The 15,494-nt window shown below is 71.7% G+C and carries 14 protein-coding genes and 1 tRNA gene; 9 read left to right on the top strand and 6 right to left on the bottom strand.

All coding sequences use genetic code 11. The annotated features are described in order from the left end of the window. Positions 1-128: 128 nt before the first annotated feature. A complete protein-coding gene (locus ACLQ2U_RS09445; RefSeq protein ID WP_425750189.1) occupies positions 129-536 on the top strand; it encodes a hypothetical protein in 408 nt (135 codons plus the stop codon). On the opposite strand, the gene ACLQ2U_RS09440 is transcribed toward ACLQ2U_RS09445, so the two are convergent. After that, positions 504-1,115, bottom strand: a complete 612-nt coding sequence (locus ACLQ2U_RS09440; RefSeq protein WP_425750188.1) for a hypothetical protein — start codon at positions 1,113-1,115, stop codon at positions 504-506. The two genes, ACLQ2U_RS09445 and ACLQ2U_RS09440, sit on opposite strands and share 33 nt — an antisense overlap. Before the next feature lie 219 nt (positions 1,116-1,334). Here ACLQ2U_RS09440 and ACLQ2U_RS09435 point away from each other — a divergent pair, with 219 nt between their 5' ends. Beyond that, the gene (locus ACLQ2U_RS09435; protein ID WP_425750187.1) at positions 1,335-3,194 is read left to right on the top strand and encodes a S8 family peptidase; all 1,860 of its coding nucleotides are present in this window, start codon (positions 1,335-1,337) and stop codon (positions 3,192-3,194) included. A gap of 84 nt (positions 3,195-3,278) precedes the next feature. Here ACLQ2U_RS09435 and ACLQ2U_RS09430 read toward each other — a convergent pair whose 3' ends face one another. The 3 genes from ACLQ2U_RS09430 to ACLQ2U_RS09420 form a co-directional block, all read right to left on the bottom strand. After that, a complete protein-coding gene (locus tag ACLQ2U_RS09430) occupies positions 3,279-4,085 on the bottom strand; it encodes a WecB/TagA/CpsF family glycosyltransferase (RefSeq protein ID WP_425750186.1) in 807 nt (268 codons plus the stop codon). Further along, complete coding sequence (locus tag ACLQ2U_RS09425; RefSeq protein WP_425750185.1) at positions 4,082-5,197, bottom strand: NAD-dependent epimerase/dehydratase family protein; 1,116 nt, start codon at positions 5,195-5,197, stop codon at positions 4,082-4,084. The genes ACLQ2U_RS09430 and ACLQ2U_RS09425 overlap by 4 nt, the downstream gene beginning before the upstream one ends. A 66-nt stretch (positions 5,198-5,263) precedes the next feature. Next, positions 5,264-5,349 (bottom strand) — tRNA-Leu (locus tag ACLQ2U_RS09420). 228 nt (positions 5,350-5,577) lie between these two features. On the opposite strand from ACLQ2U_RS09420, the gene ACLQ2U_RS09415 reads away from it, so the two are divergent. The 7 genes from ACLQ2U_RS09415 to pknB are packed head-to-tail and all read left to right on the top strand — an operon-like array spanning position 5,578 to position 14,481. Then, the gene (locus tag ACLQ2U_RS09415; RefSeq protein WP_425750184.1) at positions 5,578-6,372 is read left to right on the top strand and encodes an FhaA domain-containing protein; all 795 of its coding nucleotides are present in this window, start codon (positions 5,578-5,580) and stop codon (positions 6,370-6,372) included. Positions 6,373-6,378: 6 nt separating this feature from the next. Beyond that, positions 6,379-6,864, top strand: a complete 486-nt coding sequence (locus ACLQ2U_RS09410; protein ID WP_074315675.1) for an FHA domain-containing protein FhaB/FipA — start codon at positions 6,379-6,381, stop codon at positions 6,862-6,864. Further along, entirely contained in the window at positions 6,861-8,276 is a 1,416-nt protein-coding gene (locus ACLQ2U_RS09405) for a PP2C family protein-serine/threonine phosphatase (protein WP_425750183.1), read from the top strand. The genes ACLQ2U_RS09410 and ACLQ2U_RS09405 overlap by 4 nt, the downstream gene beginning before the upstream one ends. 29 nt (positions 8,277-8,305) lie before the next feature. Next, a complete protein-coding gene (locus tag ACLQ2U_RS09400; RefSeq protein WP_425750182.1) occupies positions 8,306-9,796 on the top strand; it encodes an FtsW/RodA/SpoVE family cell cycle protein in 1,491 nt (496 codons plus the stop codon). Then, on the top strand, positions 9,793-11,298 hold the full coding sequence (locus tag ACLQ2U_RS09395) for a peptidoglycan D,D-transpeptidase FtsI family protein (protein WP_425750181.1): 1,506 nt from the start codon (positions 9,793-9,795) through the stop codon (positions 11,296-11,298). Before ACLQ2U_RS09400 ends, ACLQ2U_RS09395 begins: the two co-directional genes overlap by 4 nt. 1 nt (position 11,299) lies before the next feature. Further along, entirely contained in the window at positions 11,300-12,667 is a 1,368-nt protein-coding gene (locus ACLQ2U_RS09390; protein ID WP_425750180.1) for a serine/threonine-protein kinase, read from the top strand. Further along, positions 12,664-14,481 (top strand): Stk1 family PASTA domain-containing Ser/Thr kinase, encoded by a 1,818-nt coding sequence (gene pknB, locus ACLQ2U_RS09385; RefSeq protein WP_425750179.1) that lies wholly within the window; start codon positions 12,664-12,666, stop codon positions 14,479-14,481. Before ACLQ2U_RS09390 ends, pknB begins: the two co-directional genes overlap by 4 nt. Before the next feature lie 67 nt (positions 14,482-14,548). On the opposite strand, the gene ACLQ2U_RS09380 is transcribed toward pknB, so the two are convergent. Further along, entirely contained in the window at positions 14,549-15,199 is a 651-nt protein-coding gene (locus ACLQ2U_RS09380; RefSeq protein ID WP_425750178.1) for an aminodeoxychorismate/anthranilate synthase component II, read from the bottom strand. Positions 15,200-15,204: 5 nt separating this feature from the next. Next, positions 15,205-15,492, bottom strand: a complete 288-nt coding sequence (locus tag ACLQ2U_RS09375; RefSeq protein ID WP_425750177.1) for a hypothetical protein — start codon at positions 15,490-15,492, stop codon at positions 15,205-15,207. Positions 15,493-15,494 lie beyond the last annotated feature (2 nt).

The following is a 15,494-nucleotide window of genomic DNA, read 5'->3' as shown; positions in this document are numbered from 1 at the left end:
GCGGGCCGGCCGGGGACGATCCCGGCCGGCCCCGTCGCCACATCCGTCCCGTCTCGTTGTACCCCTCGGTACGGCGCTGGACGACACCCGCCGCACGGATCGACGACCGAGCGAGGCAGGCGAGACGGATGACGACGATCGGTTCAGACAACCTCCCCAACGGCCCGGGAAAGAGCGAGCGGTTCGGCGGCAAGTACCGCGGTGCGCGCCGGGACACCGTGCTGACGGAGGTCTCGTCCACCGACACCGAGATCGGCGGCCGGGACACCGGGTCGCCCGCGCCGGAGCCGGCCGGGCCATCGCTGTCGCTGCCCTCCCTCGACCCGAACCCGCTCACCGAGCCCTCGTTCCCGCCGGCCGGCTGGCCGATGGAGCCGACCGAGTCGCTGGTCGACCACCCGCTGCTGCGCGGCCTGCTGATGGAGCTGCCGCCCAGGGGTAGCGTCCCGCCACCCGGCTGGCTGGACCGGTGGTTCGATGCGACCCGGGCGATCCTGGAGCTGCTATACGTGCAGGGCGCGGGGCGCGGCCGCTGAGGCCGGCGCCTGCACCGGCGCCTCGGGCATCGTCCGCTCGGTGAGCCGGCTGTGGCGCAGCGCGTGGCGTACCCCGATGGCGATGGCGGCGAGACCGCCGACGGTGATCGCCGGCCCGGTCATGCTGGGATCGGCGGAGAGGTCGAGGCCGCCGGCCGCCAGCAGGGGCGGCAGCGTGGCCAGGGCGGTGACCTGCAACGGCAGGCCGATCAGCGGGTGCGCCGCGGCGGCCCGCAGGCCGTGCGGGGCGGGTGCCGCCGGCGCGGTGGCGAACGCGCCGGCGCCGGCCCGTAGCCGGCGCGTCCGGCGCAGCGTGCAGGCCGCGACCACGAGCGCCGGGCCGGCCGCCAGGGCGAGGCCGCCGGCGGCCCGGTCCACCGGTGTGGCACCGGCGCTGGTCAGGCCGGCCGCCAGCACCGCCGCGGTCAGGCCGAGGCCGGTCACCGTCAGGGCGAGCAACCATCCGGTATGCCGGCGGAGTGCGCGGGCGCGGTCCAGCCGGGGCAGCCCGTCCGCCAGGACGCCGGCCGCCAACCAGGCCACGGCGATCGGGATCAGGACGGCGAGATGACTCTCCATGTCGGACAGCCTTGTCCTTTTCCGGATCCGGGGAATCCGGGGCTGCCCCTGTTCGCCCCCGACTGCGCCCCGTAAGGGCACCATCTCTCCGGTGTTATGGGGGAGTTGACATGTTCATTTCCCGTAGGCGCCGCTCTACCCTCGGCTCGATTGGCGTCCATCGGTTCACCCGGCGTGGGCGGGTGAACGGTCGGATGCCGGTCGGAGGGAGGTATGGAGATGGCTCTTCCACACAGATCCGTACTCGTCGGGGTGGCGGTCCTGGCCATGGTCGGGACCGCCGCGCCCGCGATGGCCGCCGAGCCCGTTGGTTCGATCCGCGCCGCGGGCGGGGCCACCGCCGTGGCGGACAGCTACATCGTCGTCCTCAAGGACAGCGCGGTCAGCCGCAGCCGGGTCGGCGACACCGCGCACCGACTGGTCGCTCGGCACAGCGGCGCGGTGGCGCGCACCTACAGCGCCGCGCTGCGCGGCTTTGAGGTCCGGGCGAACGCGCAGGCCGCCGCCCGCATCGCCGCGGACCCCGCCGTGGCGTACGTCGAACAGAACCACACCGTCTCGATCTCCGGCACCCAGACCAACCCGCCTTCCTGGGGCCTGGACCGGGTCGACCAGCGCAACCTGCCCCTGGACAGCTCCTACACGTACCCGAACACGGCGGGCAACGTGCACGCCTACATCATCGACACCGGCATCCGGACCACGCACAGTGACTTCGGCGGTCGGGCCACCTGGGGTACCAACACCGTCGACACCAACAACACCGACTGCCACGGGCACGGCACGCACGTCGCCGGTACCGTCGGTGGCTCGTCGTACGGCCTGGCGAAGGGCGTCCAGCTCGTCGCGGTCAAGGTGCTCAACTGCCAGGGCAGCGGGACCAACGCCGGCGTCATCTCCGGCGTCGACTGGGTGACGCAGAACGCGGTCAAGCCGGCGGTGGCCAACATGAGCCTCGGTGGCGGGGCGGCCAGCACCGTGGACACCGCGGTCCGTAACTCGATCAACTCCGGCGTCACCTACGGGCTGGCCGCCGGCAACGACTCCGGCGCCAACGCCTGCAACACCTCGCCCGCCCGGACCGCCGAGGGCATCACCGTCGGCTCGACCACCAACACCGATGCCCGTTCGTCGTTCTCCAACATCGGCACCTGCCTGGACATCTTCGCGCCGGGCTCGTCGATCACCTCGGCTTGGCGCAGCAGCGACACCGCCACCAACACCATCAGCGGCACCTCGATGGCCACCCCGCACGTGGTCGGCGCGGCGGCGCTGGTGGCCAGCGCCAACCCCTCCTGGACCGCCCAGCAGGTCCGGGACTACCTGGTCACGAACGCGACCAGCAACGTGGTGACCAACCCGGGTACCGGCTCGCCCAACAAGCTGCTCTACGTGGTCAACGACAGCACCCCACCGCCGACCAACGACTTCTCCGTGTCGGTTTCGCCGACCTCCGGCTCGACCGCGCCGGGCGGCTCGGTGACCGCCACCGTGGCCACCGCCACCACCAACGGTTCCGCCCAGTCGGTGAGCCTCTCCGCCAGCGGGCTGCCGTCCGGGGCGACCGCCTCGTTCAACCCGGCGACGGTCACCTCCGGTGGTTCGTCGACCCTCACCATCAGCACCTCGGCGAGCACGCCGGCCGGCACGTACACCGTGACCGTCACGGGCACCGCGGCCTCCGGCACGAAGACCGCCACGTACTCGCTGACCGTCACCGGCACCAGCACCGGCTGCTCGGGCACCAACGGCACGGACGTCGCGATCCCCGACACCGGCGCCACGGTGAGCAGCTCGATCTCGATCTCGGGATGCAACCGGAACGCCTCGTCGAGCTCGACCGTCGCGGTGAACATCGTGCACACCTACCGCGGTGACCTGGTGGTCGACCTGGTCGCGCCGGACGGCTCGTCCTACCGGCTGAAGAACAGCAGCTTCTGGGACGGCACCGACAACATCAACACCACCTACCCGGTGAACCTCTCCAGCGAGGCGGCGAACGGCACCTGGCGGCTTCAGGTGCGGGACGTCTACTTCGGTGACACCGGCTACATCAACACCTGGACCCTGACCCTCTAGCGGGTCGGAGAACGCGCGCGGGCCCCTCCCGGTCGTCCCGGGAGGGGCCCGTCGTCGCTGACGTCTCCGGCACCGGAGGTCGGGTCAGACCGCGAAGGTGGGCGGACGTTCGGTGGCCGGGGCTGGCGGCTGCGCCTTCCACACGCCGGTCTTCTGACCGGCGAGCCGGGCGAGATACGCCGGGTTGAGGATGACGTAGCGGCGCCAGAGCCGCTTCGGCTCCAGGCCGAGCCGCCAGAACCACTCCAGGCCGGCCCGCTGCATCCACGCCGGCGGCTGCTTGAGCAGGCCGGCGTGGTAGTCGAAGGCGGCTCCGACCGCCATCAGCGGCATGTCCAGCAGCGGCCGCATGGCGTACGCGAAGACCTCCTGGCGCGGGCAGCCCAGCCCGACCAGGACGAGCCGGGCCCCGCTGGCCTTGATCCGGTCGGCGATCTCGACGTCCTCGCCCGGCTGGACCGCACGGAACTTCGACGGCTCCACCCCGGCGATCTTGAGCGCCGGGAACATCCGCTCCAGCGCCGGGATCAGCTTCGCCAGGGTCTCCTCGGTCGAGCCGTAGAGGTAGACCGGCAGCCCCTCCTCGGCAAAGCGGCGCAGCACGTGCAGGGTCAGCGTCGGGCCGTAGACCCGGTCCGAGAGGCCGGCGTGGTGCAGCAGGTTGAGCGCCCAGCGGACCGGCTGGCCGTCCGGGGTGACCACGTCGAAGGAGTTGAGCCGGGCGTTGTGCGCCGGGTCGAGCACGCCGGTCATCACACCGTGCACGGCCAGCGCGGTCAGCGCCAGCGGGCGTCGCTCGCGCGCCGCCGCCACCACCTGCTCGGTCGCCGCGGCGTAGTCGGTGGCGTCGACCAGGACGCCGAGGACGTTCCGCTTGCCCTGCGCGGTCATGCCTGCGGCACCCACTTGTCGACGTTGGCCTCGTAGATCTCCCGCATGATCATCGGGACGTCGTAGACCTGCTTCCAGTCCGGGTAGTCGGCCTGGAACGCCTCGTTCGAGCCGATCCACCACTTGTGGTCACCGATCCGGTTCGCCTCGACGTACTCGGTGATCATCTCCTGGCCGGTGATCCGCTCGGCCAGCGCGAACGCCTCTCGGTTGGAGGTGTTGGAGTGCCGGCCGCCGCCCAGGTTGTAGACCGCCGCCGAGCGCGGGTTGCGGAAGAACGCCTCGAACGCGGAGACCACGTCCGAGCTGTGGATCGCGTCCCGGACCTGCTTGCCCTGGTAGCCGAAGATCTTGTAAGTCCGGCGCTCCATGTTGGCCCGCATCACGTAGCCGAGGAAGCCGTGCAGCTCCGTGGCGGAGTGCGCCGGTCCGGTCAGCGTGCCGCCCCGGAAGCAGGCGGTCCGCATGCCGAAGTAGCGGCCGTACTCCTGCACCATCACGTCGGCGGCGACCTTGGACGCGCCGAAGACCGAGTGCAGGCAGGCGTCGATCGACATGTCCTCGCGGATGCCCTGCTCGTACGGGTGCCCCGGCTCGATCTCCCAGCGGGTCTCCTGCTCCACCAGCGGCAGGCTGTTGGGCCGGTCGCCGTAGACCTTGTTGGTCGAGCAGTGGATCACCGGCGCCTCGATGCAGTGCTCGCGGACGTTCTGCAGCACGTTGAGGGTGCCGCCGGCGTTGACGTCGAAGTCGGTGAACGGGTCGCGCACCGCCCAGTCGTGCGAGGGCTGCGCGGCCGTGTGGATCACCACGGCGATGTCGCGGCCGTACCGCTGGAAGAGCTTCGCCAGCGTGTCCCGGTCCCGGATGTCGATGCTGTGGTGCGAGTACGCCGACCCCAGCTCGTCGGTCAGCCGCAGGACGTTCCACGCGGTCGACGCCTCGGGGCCGAAGAACTCCTGCCGCATGTCGTTGTCGATGCCGACCACATCCAGGCCGAGACCGGCGAAGTGCCGGACCGCCTCGGACCCGATCAGACCGCCCGACCCGGTCACCAACGCGACACTCACACGAGACTCCTGGTCAATAGGAGGCAGAAACCATCGGAGCATAGCGTGACGTCCGGCACGCCCCGATACGACGCGAGGGCCCCGCCAGCAGCGGAGCCCTCGTCGATCTGGTGGGGAAGGGGGGAGTTGAACCCCCACGTCCTTTCGGACACACGGACCTGAACCGTGCGCGTCTGCCATTCCGCCACTCCCCCGTGGCACGACCTCGAACACTGTAGTCCGCGTCGGTCCCACCGTCTCCAGCGGGTCCCGGACATTCTACGGAGTCCTCCGTCTCGCCCCCGACCGGATACCGTCTTTGACAGGCGGTCACCGTTCGTAGCGGACGAAAGACTAGCACGCCCCGAGGGGTCGTTCCGAACGGGCCGCCGCGCGGTGGCCGAGCGGCGCGCGAGCCGCATGCGCGCCGTCCAGATACCATCATGTCCTCGGGACCCGAGGAGGAGCCGGTGAGCGTGCTGCAACGCTTCGAGAAGCGTCTGGAAGGCCTGGTCGAGGGGGCCTTCGCCAAGGTCTTCAAAGGGGTGGTCCACCCCGTGGAGATCCTCAACGCCATGCAGCGGGAGGCCGAGGCGCACAAGGCCATCCTGGCTGGTGGCCGCACGTTGGTGCCCAACCGCTACGTGATCGATCTCTCGCCGTACGACCACAGTCGTCTGGCGCCGTACGCCGCCGCGCTGGCCCAGGAGCTGGCCCAGTCGCAGGCGGAGTTCATCGGCGAGCAGGCGTGGACGGTCTACGGCGACGTGATCGTGGAGATCGAACGCGGCGAGGGGCTGGACACCGGGATGTTCCGGGTCACCGCCGAGGTCTACACCGGTGGCGAGGTCGCCCCGGTGTCGTCGCCGGGCGGCTACGACGCCGGCCCGCCGGCGTACCCGTCGTACGACCAGGGTGGCGGCTACGGCCCGCCGCCGGGACACGGCGGCGGCGCCCGTAACGTCCGACTGGTCTCCGGTGACGGCCGTACCTACCCGCTGCAGATGGGCTCCACGGTGATCGGCCGCGGGGACCAGGCCAACCTGCGCCTGCCGGACGTCGGGATCTCCCGGCGACACGCCCGGCTTGACTTCGACGGCGGCCAGGTCGTGCTGACCGACCTCGGGTCGACCAACGGCACGATGGTCAACGGCCAGCGGGTCTCGGCGGTCGCCCTCAACCCGGGCGACATGGTCCAGCTCGGCACGACGACCCTGACGTTCCGCGTGGACGGCTGATCCGCCTTGCCGGAGCTCGTCATCACCGTCGCCCGGTTCGGGTTCCTCATCCTGCTGTGGATCTTCGTGTTCACGGTGGTCGGCGTCATCCGCCGCGACCTTTTCGCAGGAGCCCGATCCGGCCGGCTGGTGGCCGCGCCACGTGCGGTCGGCGCCTCCACCGGGCAGGCGGCGAAACCGGCGAAGGTGAAGCGGGGCAGGGCCGCGCACCAGTTGGTGGTCACCGCCGGCCAGCTCGCCGGCACCCGGATCACCCTCGGTGAAGCGCAGATCACCATCGGCCGGGCCGAGGACTCCACCCTCGTCATCACCGACGACTACGCCTCCGCGCGGCACGCCCGGCTCGTGCCGCGCGACGGGCAGTGGTTCGTCGAGGATCTCGGCTCGACTAACGGCACATACCTTGATCGCGCTAAGGTCACCGGACCAACCCCCGTCCCCCTCGGCGTGCCGATCCGGATCGGCCGCACCTCTCTCGAATTACGGCCATGACTCTGACCCTGCGCTATGCGGCCCACAGCGACCGCGGTCTGATCCGAGACGGAAACCAGGATTCCGTCTACGCCGGGCCGCGGCTTCTCGCCGTCGCCGACGGCATGGGCGGCATGGCCGCCGGTGACGTCGCCAGCAACATCGTCATCGGTGCCATGGCGCCGCTCGACGAGGACGTCCCCGGGGACGCGCTCGTCGATGCCCTGCGTTCGGCCGTCGGCACCGCCAATCAGCAGCTCCGCGACACCGTGGACGCCAACCCGCAGCTGGAGGGGATGGGCACCACGCTCACCGCGACCCTCTTCTCGGGCAGCAAGCTCGGCATGGTCCACATCGGTGACTCGCGGGCCTACCTTCTGCGCAACGGTGAGTTCGCGCAGATCACCAAGGACGACACCTACGTCCAGATGCTCGTCGACGAGGGCCGGATCAGCGCGGAGGAGGCGAGCAGCCACCCCCAGCGCTCGCTGCTCACCCGCGCCCTAGACGGCCGGGACATCGACCCGGAATACAGCGTCCGCCAGGTGCTGCCCGGCGACCGCTACCTGATCTGCAGCGACGGCCTCTCCGGCGTGGTCAGCGCGGACACCATCGGCGACACGCTGCGGGAGTACACCGACCCGCAGCAGTGTGTGGAGCGCCTGGTACAGCTCGCGCTGCGCGGCGGCGGGCCGGACAACATCACCGTGATCATCGCGGACGCCACCGACCAGGACATCGTCGAGGCGAGCCCGATCGTCGGCGGCGCCGCGTCCCGGGACCGGGGCATGGCCACCTCGGCCGATGTCTCCACCCCGGCGGCCCGCGCCTCGGCGCTCTCCGCCCCGCGGCCCGCCGCGCCGGAGGACCCGGCCGCGGCCCGGGACGACGAGCCGGACGGCCCGCGGCCGCTGCGTACCGTGGCGATGCTGGTGGCGCTGCTGGTCATCCTGGGCGGCGGCCTCTTCGCCGGGTGGAGCTACACCCAGCGGCAGTACTACGTCGGGGCGACCGAGCAGGGGGAGCTCGCGGTCTTCCGCGGGGTGCCCGGCCAGGTCGCCGGCCTCGACCTGTCCAACGTGCACTCGACCAGCCCGGCCAAGCTGGACGACCTCACCCTGGCCGCGCAGGAGCAGGTCAAGCAGGGCATCCAGGCCAAGAGCCGGCCGGACGCGCTGCGCCGGCTGGCCGAGCTGACCAGCGACGACCCGGCCAACCCCAACCTGAAGCCGATCTGCCCGCCGAGCCCCACCCCGGTGGCCAGCACGGCGCCGGTCACGCCGACGGCCACCCCGGCGGCACCCACCCCGACCGCCAGCGGCCGCCCGGTAGCCCCCTCCGTCACCCCCGCGCCGACCACCACGCCCGACGCCTCGGCCTCCGACGCGGTTCCGCCGGTCCTCGACCCGGCGGGCTGTCGGTCGTCCGAGTGACCGTCGGCTGAGACCCGAGGGACCGATCCGTGACCGCAGCGGCCACACCGGCAGCCTCGCCCGCCACGACGGGCGAGCAGCCTGGCGTACGCCTGGCCCGGTCCCGGCGCAACGCCGAGCTCTCGCTGCTGCTGGTGGCCATGGTGCTGGTGGCGGCGTACGGGGCGATCGTCGAGGCGAACCTGCTCGACACGGTCACCCCGGACTTCTGGATGCCGGCCGCCGTGCTGGGCGTGCTCTTCGTCGGCATGCACCTGGTCATCCGCTGGCTGGCACCGTTCGCCGACCCGGCGCTGCTGCCGGCGGTCGCGCTGCTCAACGGCATCGGGGTCGGCTTCCTGCGCCGGCTCGACCTGGCCAGAGCGACCTCGGCCGAACGGGAGACGTTGGCCATCTTCGCCGGCAACGGCGGTCGCCAGCTCGCCTGGACGCTCGCCTCGGTGATCCTCGCCGCCGTCCTGCTCTTCGTGGTGAAGGACCACCGGGCGGTCTCCCGGTACGCGTACACCCTGGGTCTGGCCGGCATCGTGCTGGTGATGATCCCGGCGGTGCTGCCCGCCCGGTACTCGGAGATCTACGGCGCGAAGCTGTGGATCCGGATCGGCGGCTTCAGCATCCAGCCGGGTGAGTTCGCCAAGCTGGCCCTGCTGGTCTTCTTCGCCTACTACCTGGTTCGCAAGCGCGAGGTGCTCTCGCTGGCCAGCCGGCGAATCCTCGGCATCGACTTCCCGCGCGGCCGGGACCTCGGCCCGGTGGTCGCGGTGTGGGTGCTGAGCCTGCTGGTCCTGGTCTTCGAGAAGGACCTCGGCACCTCGCTGCTCTACTTCGGCATGTTCGTGGTAACGCTCTACATCGCCACGGAACGGGTGAGTTGGCTGCTCATCGGTCTGCTGCTCTTCTTCGGCGGCGCCTACCTGGCGTACGTGCTGGGCGGCACGGTCGGCGGGCCGTTCGCCAACTTCCACGTGCGGGCCGAGATCTGGCTGGACCCGTTCTCCGACCCGTACGAGAAGGGCTACCAGCTGGTCCAGGGCCTGCTGGCGCTGGGCAGCGGCGGGCTCTTCGGCGCCGGGCCGGGCGCCGGCGAGCCGCTGGAGATCCCCGAGGTGCAGAACGACTTCATCTTCGCCGGCATCGGCGAGGAGATCGGACTCTTCGGCCTCACCGCTCTGCTGGTGACCTACCTGCTGATCGTCGAGCGGGGCCTGCGGGCCGGGCTGGCCGTCCGGGACTCGTTCGGCAAGCTGCTCGCCGGCGGTCTCGCCTTCACCCTCGGCCTCCAGGTCTTCGTGATCGTCGGCGGGATCAGCAGGCTCATCCCGCTGACCGGTCAGACCACCCCGTTCCTCTCCGCCGGTGGTTCGTCCCTGATGGCCAACTGGCTGCTCATCGCGGTGCTGCTCCGGGTTTCCGACGCCGCCCGCCGCCCGGTGACCACCGGTGGTGGCCCGGCGGCCCGGCCCGGTGGCGGCCCGCCCGAGCAGCTGCACGGTGCACCCACGGAGGTGATCCGCCCGTGAACGCACCCCTGCGCCGCGTCGGCGTCGTCGTCATGATCCTGTTCGGTCTGCTCTTCGCCAACCTGAACTGGATCCAGGCCTACAAGGCCGACGAATACCGCAACAGCGACTACAACGGCCGGGTCCAGGTGGCCGAGTACGAGCGTCGGCGGGGCAACATCGAGGCCGGCGGCACCGCCATCGCCACCAGCAAGGAGACCAGCGGCAAGCTGCGCTACGTGCGCACCTACCCGGGCGGGTCGAAGTACGCGCACGTGCTCGGCTACAAGCCGGTCAACCTGGGCGACGTCGGCATCGAGCGGACCGAGAACGAGTTCCTGGCCGGCACCAGTGACGCGCTGATCGCCAACCGGATCAAGGACATGTTCACCGGCGACGAGACCGGCGGCGGCAACGTCCTGCTGACCATCTCGAAGCGCGCCCAGGACACCGCGTACGAGCAGCTGCGCAACAACGAGAAGGGGGTCTCCAAGGGCGCGGCGATCGCCATCGACCCGCGGACCGGTGCGGTGCAGGCGATGGTCTCGATGCCCAGCTTCGACCCGAAGCCGCTGGCCAGCCACGACACCAACGAGGCGGCGGTGGCCTACAACAGGTACGACAAGGATCCGGACCGCCCGCTGACGAACCGCGCGCTGGCGGAGACCCTGCCGCCCGGCTCCACCTTCAAGATCGTGGTGGCCGCCGCGGCCCTGGAGAACGGGATCGGCAAGAGCACCCAGATCCCGGCCGGCTCCAGCTACACCCCGCCCACCTCCGGCTCGCCGATCCGCAACGCGCACCCGTCCATCTGCCCCGAGGCGCAGGTCAGCCTGATGGAGGCGGTCACCGAGTCCTGCAACACCGGCTTCGCCCAGCTCGGCCTGAAGCTCGGCGCCGACACCATCAAGGAGAAGGCCCGGCAGTTCGGCTTCGAGCAGGACGACCTGACCGTTGGCCGGCTCGGCGAGGACGGGCTGGGCGTGGCGGCCAGCCGGACCGGCAGCATGGAGGCTCCCGGCGGTGCGACCGACCCGGGCGCGCTGGCCCAGTCCTCGATCGGGCAGCGCGACGTGCGGATGACGCCCCTGGAGGGCGCGATGATCGCCGGGTCGGTCGCCAACGGCGGCAGCCAGATGCGGCCGTACCTGGTCAAGCAGCTGCTTGCCCCGGACCGCACCACCAGCTACTACACCGCCAAGCCGCGGGAGCTGCGCCAGCCGGTCAACGGCCAGGTGGCCAGCGACCTGCGGGAGATGATGGTCAGCGTCGTGGAGAACGGCACCGGCGGGAAGGCGCAGATCAGCGGGTACACGGTCGGCGGCAAGACCGGCACCGCCCAGTCCGCGCCGAACCGGCCCGACCACGGCTGGTTCATCGGGTTCGCCCTGGACAAGAACGGCACCCCGGTCTCCGCAGTCTGCGTGATGCTGGAGGAGGCGGGCAGCGGCGGCAGCTCCGAGGCCGCCCGGATCGGCGGCAGGATCATGCAGGCGGCCATCGCCGACTCCGGGGGCCGCTGACATGCTCAGCCCCGGCGTCCAGCTCGGCAACCGCTACCGCCTCGACGAGCGGATCGCCAGCGGTGGCATGGGCGACGTCTGGCGCGGCACCGACCAGGTGCTGGGCCGTACGGTGGCGGTGAAGAGCCTGCTTCCGGCGCTGCTCGACGAGCCGGGCTTCGCCGAGCGGTTCCGCGGCGAGGCGCGGACCATGGCCACCATCAACCACCCCGGCGTGGTCGACGTCTACGACTTCGGCAGCGACCAGCACATCGCCTTCCTGGTGATGGAGTACGTGGAGGGCGACGCGCTCTCGGCCACGCTGAGCCGGGTCGGCCGGCTCACCCCGGCCCGGACGATGGCGCTGGTCGCGCAGGCCGCCGACGCGCTGCACGCCGCCCACGAGAAGGGCATCGTGCACCGGGACGTGAAGCCGGGCAACCTGCTGGTCCGGCCGAACGGCACGCTGGTGCTGACCGACTTCGGTATCGCCCGCTCCGACCTGGTCGGCCAGCTCACCGCCGCCGGGTCGGTGCTCGGCACCGCCTCGTACATCTCCCCGGAGCAGGCCACCGGGGCGGTCGCCACGTCCGCCTCCGACGTGTACGCGCTGGGTGTCGTCGCGTACCAGTGCCTGGCCGGCCGGCGTCCGTTCGAGGGGGACAATCCGCTCGAGATCGCCATGAAGCACGTGCAGGAGACGCCCCGGCCGCTGCCCGGCGACATCCCGCCCGCGGTGAAGGCGATCGTGGAGCGGGCCCTGGCCAAGGACCCGGCCGCCCGCTGGTCGAGCGCCGCCGCGCTGGCGTCGGTGGCCCGGCAGGCGAAGCTGGCGCTCTCCCAGCAGGCCCGGACCGGTGGTCAGGCCCGTCCCATCTCCGCCGCACCGGCCTCGCCGGCCCCGTCGGTGGCCCGGGCGCAGGTGCCCGCCGCGCCGCGCCAGCAGCCCCGCCCGCCGGTGCAGCAGCCCCGTCCGCCGGTGACCGGGCAGGCCCGGCCGCCGGTCGCGGCGCGGCAACCACATCCGCCGGTGCAGACCCGCGGCGCCGCGGGCGTGCCACCGGCCCCGGTCCGGTCCGACCGGCCCGTCGGGTACGCGCGGCAGCCGGTCCCGGCCACCGCTCCGGCGCGTCGTTCCAGGTCAGGGATGGTGACCATCGCCATCCTGCTGGCCGTACTGGTCCTGGTCTGCTCCGGCGTGATTTCCTACAGTGCGCGGCAGGGTGCGGGCGCCGGTGATCCCGGCGCGCCCGGCCGGCTGAGCGTGACGTCCGGCGCGCTGAGCGCCGACGGACGCGACGATCCGGCCCGGACGTCGTACCGTCGGGTGGTATGGCTCCGAACGGATGGCGGCGAGACGACGACGAGCGAAGGACGACGAACCCGATGACAGCGCAGGCCCGCCTGCTCGGTGGCCGGTACCAGGTCGGCGAGCTGCTCGGCTACGGCGGCATGGCGGAGGTGCACCGCGGTCGTGACCTCCGGCTCGGGCGGGACGTCGCGATCAAGATGCTCCGCACCGACCTGGCCCGTGACGCCACCTTCCAGATGCGGTTCCGCCGCGAGGCGCAGAACGCCGCGTCGCTGAACCACCCGGCGATCGTCGCCGTCTACGACACCGGGGAGGAGACCGCCCCGACCGGCGAGACGCTCCCGTTTATCGTGATGGAGTTCGTCAACGGACGGACCCTCAAGGAGGTCCTCGGCGTCGAGGGCCGGCTGCAGCCGCGCCGGGCGCTGGAGATCTGCGCCGACATGTGCGCCGCGCTGGAGTTCAGCCACCGGCACGGGATCATCCACCGGGACATCAAGCCCGGCAACGTGATGCTCACCCAGACCGGCCAGGTCAAGGTGATGGACTTCGGCATCGCCCGCGCGCTGGCCAGCGGCGCCACCACGATGACCCAGACCAGCGCGGTGATCGGCACGGCGCAGTACCTCTCCCCGGAGCAGGCGCGCGGCGAGGCCGTCGACGCCCGCTCCGACGTGTACGCCGGCGGCTGCGTGCTCTTCGAGCTGCTCTGCGGGCACCCGCCGTTCGTCGGCGACAGCCCGGTCAGTGTGGCCTACCAGCACGTACGGGAGGCCCCGCCGACGCCGAGCGACATCAACCCGGACGTCAACCCGGCCGTCGACGCGATCGTGCTCAAGGCGCTGTCGAAGAACCCGCTGAACCGCTACCAGAGCGCCGGCGAGATGCGGGCCGACATGCTCCGGGCCGCCGCCGGCCGCCCGGTGATGGCCACCCCGGTCATGCCACAGGACGAGACCGCGCACCTGGCGCCGGCGGCCGCCGGCGCCGGATACCCGACCCAGGTGGCCGGCGCCCAGACCCGGCAGATCCCGGCCCGGGTCGGTGACCCGGGGCGGCGCAAGAGCTCGGGCTGGGTGATCGCGGCCTTCGCGGCGCTCGGCGTGCTCGCGGTGATCGCCCTGGTGGCGGCGCTGCTGATGCAGTCGGGCGACAAGGAGAAGGTCACCGTCCCCAACCTGGCCGGCAAGACCCAGACCGTAGCGTTCGCGGAGATCGAGAAGGCCGGCCTGGTGCCCGCCGTGGGTGACCCGGTCAACAACCCCACCTGCAAGAAGGGCACGGTCGTCGGCCAGAATCCGCCCGCCGGCGGAACCCTGGAGAAGAGCGGTCAGGTGCGGATCAACCTCTGTGGCGGGCCCGCGACCAAGCCCATCCCGGACAATCTGAGAGGCTCGACCTACGAGAACGCCAAGGCCCGGCTGGAGCAGGCAGGGTTCGTGGTGAAGCTCAAGGAGGTCGACGACGAGGAGAAGGACGGCATCGTCATCGGTGTGAGCCCGGAGGAGGGCCGTTCGGTGGACGAGGGTGCCGAGGTCACACTGACGGTCTCCCGGGGCAACATCCGCGAGGTGCCGGACGTCGTAAAGCTGAGCAAGGAAGAGGCGACCAGAACACTGGAGAACGCCGGCTTCAAGGTCAACGTGGATCTGGGCCGCGAGGTGCCGGCAGACGAGGCCGGCAAGGTCACCAGCCAGAACCCGAAGGGCGGCACCAAGAAGGCCCGTAACACCACGGTGACGATCACGGTGAGCGTCCCCGAGCCCACCCAGGAGCCGACGCCGCCGACTCCCACGCCGACCGAGCCCACCCCCACCCCGACCGGTGGCCCCGGCACCGGCGGCGGCTTCCCGCTACCCAGCTCCCCGCCGGCGCGCCTCTCCGGCGAGTGAGCCGGGCACACCACTGAACATCGGCCCGGTCCGTACGCGGACCGGGCCGATGTCTTCCGCGGATCGGTCAGCTGGTGGCGAAGGCGGCGCGTCGCCGGGCGTCCACCTCGGCGGCCAGCTCCGGGGCCCGCTCCAGCGCCTCCGGGTGACCGCAGGCGGCGAGCCAGTTCGCCAGCATCAGGTGGCCACCCTCGGTCAGCACCGACTCCGGGTGGAACTGCACGCCCTCGATCGGCAGGGTCCGGTGCCGCATCGCCATCACCACACCGGAGCCGGTCCAGCCGGTGACCTCCAGCTCGTCCGGGAGCGTCTCGGGGAGCACCGCCAGCGAGTGGTAACGGGTCGCGGTGAACGGGTCGGGCAGCCCGGCCAGCACGCCGACCGAGTGGTGCCGGACCTCCGAGGTCTTTCCGTGCAACAGCTCGGGGGCGCGGGTCACGGTGGCGCCGAACGCCTCGCCGATCGCCTGGTGCCCGAGGCAGACGCCGAAGATCGGCAGCTTGCCGGCATACTCCCGGATGACGTCCAGGCAGATGCCGGCGCGGTCCGGGCTGCCCGGCCCCGGCGAGAGCAGGATCCCTTCGGCGCCGAACCGGCCGACCTCGGCCACGTCGATCTCGTCGTTGCGCCGGACCTCGCAGTTCACGCCGAGCTGGCCGAGGTACTGCACCAGGTTGAAGACGAACGAGTCGTAGTTGTCGATCACCAGGACGCGCATGGGGCTCACTCGTTCGGGGAGGGGGGCGGGGCGTTCTCGTCGGTGTCGTACGGCAGGTCGTGCTCGTCACCGGTCGGCGCGCTCTCGTCGACGCCGGAGTCGCCGCCGGAGTCGCCGCCGGGGGTGCCCGAGTCCTGGGTGACCTGCACGTCGTCGAAGGGCGTCACCAGGGGCTCGGCCCAGGGGAAGACCACGTACCAGAGCAGGGCGACCATCGCGGCGGCGAGCAGCAGCGACCCGCTGATCTTGCCGGCCAGGCCGAACGGCAGCTTGCGCCAGATCCAGGCGTACATCG

Source organism: Micromonospora sp. DT47, assembly GCF_049844475.1.
Taxonomy (GTDB): domain Bacteria; phylum Actinomycetota; class Actinomycetes; order Mycobacteriales; family Micromonosporaceae; genus Micromonospora.
This window is presented reverse-complemented; position numbering and strand designations above follow the sequence as displayed.